Origin of the sequence: Fibrobacter sp. (assembly GCA_012523595.1) — a bacterium.
In the GTDB taxonomy this organism is placed as follows: domain Bacteria; phylum Fibrobacterota; class Chitinivibrionia; order Chitinivibrionales; family Chitinispirillaceae; genus JAAYIG01.
The window spans coordinates 1-2,671 of record JAAYIG010000182.1; the positions used below are offsets into that span (position 1 = coordinate 1).

The 2,671-nt window shown below is 38.1% G+C and carries 3 protein-coding genes; all 3 read right to left on the bottom strand.

The annotated features are described in order from the left end of the window. Positions 1 to 358 precede the first annotated feature (358 nt). From GX089_12160 to GX089_12170, 3 genes are read right to left on the bottom strand one after another with little or no spacing between them, the layout of a single operon-like run. Complete coding sequence (locus GX089_12160; protein ID NLP03242.1) at positions 359 to 1,894, bottom strand: IS66 family transposase; 1,536 nt, start codon at positions 1,892 to 1,894, stop codon at positions 359 to 361. Positions 1,895 to 1,937: 43 nt separating this feature from the next. Then, complete coding sequence (gene tnpB, locus GX089_12165) at positions 1,938 to 2,294, bottom strand: IS66 family insertion sequence element accessory protein TnpB (GenBank protein NLP03243.1); 357 nt, start codon at positions 2,292 to 2,294, stop codon at positions 1,938 to 1,940. Continuing rightward, positions 2,288 to 2,599 (bottom strand): hypothetical protein, encoded by a 312-nt coding sequence (locus GX089_12170; GenBank protein NLP03244.1) that lies wholly within the window; start codon positions 2,597 to 2,599, stop codon positions 2,288 to 2,290. Before GX089_12170 ends, tnpB begins: the two co-directional genes overlap by 7 nt. Between the last annotated feature and the right edge of the window lie 72 nt (positions 2,600 to 2,671).

Below are 2,671 nucleotides of genomic sequence, written 5' to 3' on the forward strand. Positions count from 1 at the left end.
GAACATGTAAAACTTTTTTCCAATGAGTATGATCAAATAATGTATAATCTCGGGATTTATATAAATAGAATCCATTCTATTATGGGAGAAGGGTTTGGCTGGTTTAATCTGGAAAAAAGTGAAATGTTTCAAACTTGGTTTGATTTTCTAATAAATATAGTAGAAGAGATTGGCTGCCGATCGGAAAAGTTCGGAACAATTTCAAAAAAATACATATATAAACTGCAGATGGCTATTATTAAAAGCAAGCCCCTTTTCCTCTTACAGGATTCTCATCTTGTTCATCATGATCTGCATGTAAGCATACGGTAAAACCCATATTTAGAAGCATCTGAAAACCAGGTATTTTACAACGTATTTACGAATTACCTGAAGGTTTAGAAGGTTTCCAGTCAGGGAGTAAAAATCTGCTGATTTCGCTGGATTTAGCTTTAGGAAGTTCAGTAAGGAGATCTTTGATATAAACAAACGGATCGTAACCGTGCATTTTGGCGATGGAAACCAGAGAATAGATGATTGCCGCTCTTTGGGCCGCATCATGTGAACCGGCAAACAGGAAATTTTTACGACCCAGGGCAACAGGTCTGATTGCATTTTCGATCAGAATATTACTTATCTCAATGCGGCCATCATTAAGGTATGGTTCGAAAAATGGCCATTGGTTGAGAGCGTACGAAAGAGCTATTCCTATAGGCGATTTAGGAAGTACCGAAGAGATCTGCTCAAGAATCCATTCTTTAAAGGAAGACATGGATGGAGTGATTGTTTCCTTTCTCATGGCAAGCCTGTCATCACTGGACAGTTCTTTTTCCCTGGCTTCGCGTTCAAGCAGATACCACTCTCTCATATTGTCAAGAGCATACTGCGCACGTTCCTTGTCATAGCCAAGTGCTTTTTCAAAACGTCTTCGCACATGATCCATGCATGCAGAATGTTTAAGTTGGTTTCTGGCGATAATTTCACCGTAGCCTTCGTACCCGTCAACCTGAAGTGTTCCTTTGAAATTTTTAAGAAATTCATTAGGTCCCTCTCTGGACCTGTTCTTGCGATAATCAAAGATAACGATTTTTCTGATCGGATCGTGATAAACCCAAAAGTAGCCCTTGTGAGTTTTCCCTTTTTTATCTCTTGTAAGAACTGGAATGGGTGTTTCATCTGCCTGTAGATAGTTTGAAGAAAGGATATCTTTGACATAACCATTTAAAACAGGCTCAAGCCAGAATATGCCATTCCTGCAATTATCGCACAACCATGACTCTGAAAAATCTACATTGTACTCGTTCTTGAATTTCTTACGCTGACGATCGAGTGGAAGATGGTATACAAATTTATCAATCAAAATATTAGCAATAAATCCTGGGCCTGCATTGCCTTTTTCAACTGGTAATGCAGGAAGTTCTCCAATTAACACTCCATCTTGTTTAGGGTGTACATATTTAGGACGAATCAAACGAACGACATGGAGTGAATCTGGTTTATCCATTTCATAATACCATGAAACTTCTTCTCCAATGCGAACCATTCCGGTTAAATCACCCTCCGGTTCTATAATGGAATCTCTGATGGGAAGATGAGTTGGCATATTGCCGCGGCCATGTGCGGGTTTTTGTGCTTCTTTGGTTTTCTTCTCATATGTTATTACTTTTGCAGGTGCTTCTGAGCTTGTTTCTTCATCTTTGACAATCCCCAGATCCAGTGCTTCCTGTAAATCATCTGAAGGAATGAACCTTTCTGATTTGGTTCCGAATATCTGTCGTTTAAACCATTCAAGTTTAAATTTTAATTCCTGAAGTTCACTTTGGAGTTTTTCATTAAGTGTAGCCTGAGATAAAGCTGTGTCAATTAATTCCTGGCGGGAAGCAACTATGAGAGCATCTTTGGTAATTGTTTTCATACTTTACTGAATATATTTAATATGTTTGATATGAGCAATAAAATTATTGAAGATTATATCGTTTTCTTCTTTTTACACTTGCAAGATCAATACCTTCGATAATAAGCAGCAGCTGTTCATAGGTAATGTTTATAGCTTCTGGGTTATCTGATATTTCTACAGGAGGCATTTGGAATCTCCCTGCTTCCAACCGTTTATAAAGCAACCAGTAGCCGTGGCGATCCCATACAAGAATTTTCATCTTATCACATGTCTTATTCACAAAGACAAAGATGCCATCCCGCAATGGATCTTTTTTGAAATTATTGGTGATTATTGAGCTGAGACCATCAAAGTTCTTCCTTAAATCGGTAGGCGTACAGCAAAGATGTATGGGCATCGAAAATGCAAAACTCAACATGTTTTTTCCAGCTCAAGGATTATTGATGCAAGTTCTTTATGGTTAAAGCGGCCACGGATGATTGTATAAATTTCACCCATTTCTTTGCTTTGATTCAAATCTTTTTTTTGTGAGTTTTCAAAGGTAATAAAGGTAGGTCCTGTTTTCGGCGATACTCGTTTGCTTGCTTTGATTTGAGTTTTCCCCTTCCGATATAGTTGATATCTCAATTTTTCCAGGGAAATATTATGTACTTCGCAGAATTCCTTCTGGGTCAGCCCGCTGGCCTTAAATGTGGGGATAAGCATTTCGTCTGTTAGTTCCATATTTCTCCTTTTTTGACAGAAATATGGTTTTTCCAGAATTAGATTAAAATACGGGGTTTACCGAATGCTTAC